Source organism: Bacillus sp. 05T31 (genome assembly GCF_056396725.1).
Window position 1 is genome coordinate 1 of record NZ_JBFTMA010001308.1, and the last position, 531, is coordinate 531.

General features: G+C 36.8%; 1 protein-coding gene. It reads left to right on the plus strand.

What is annotated here, in order from left to right; translation table 11 throughout:
- Positions 1 to 531, plus strand: a 531-nt coding sequence (locus AC1DJR_RS33065) for a sigma 54-interacting transcriptional regulator (RefSeq protein ID WP_477004575.1), incomplete at both ends; no start/stop codon positions are given.

Here is a 531-nt window from a genome sequence, read left to right on the forward strand (position 1 = left end):
ATACAACGTTACCTATTTTAATAGATGGAAATATTGCTGGTGCTGTAGAAATTGCGAAAGATTATTCTACTATTCAAAAGCTTACTGATACGATTGTAGATCTACAATCGAAAATAAAACGATCGACTAGCAAAAAAACGGTGAAAAAGCATGTTGCATTCGAGACAATTGTAACTGATGATTCCCGCTTTAAACAGACGAAAGAGTTAGCACAAAAAGTAGCGCCAACCGATGCGAATGTTTTAATATATGGTGAAACTGGAACAGGGAAAGAGCTATTTGTGCAAGCGATTCATGAAGCTTCTAAACRAAAAAATAAGCCGTTTATTGCACAAAACTGTGCAGCTTTGCCAGAGTCGCTATTAGAAAGTTTGCTGTTTGGCACGACAAAAGGTAGTTATACAGGGGCAATCGAACGAGCAGGATTATTTGAACTTGTAGATGGAGGGACATTATTTTTAGATGAACTGAATTCAATGCCGCTTGATTTACAAGCAAAAATGCTACGTGTATTAGAAGATGGAGTTATTC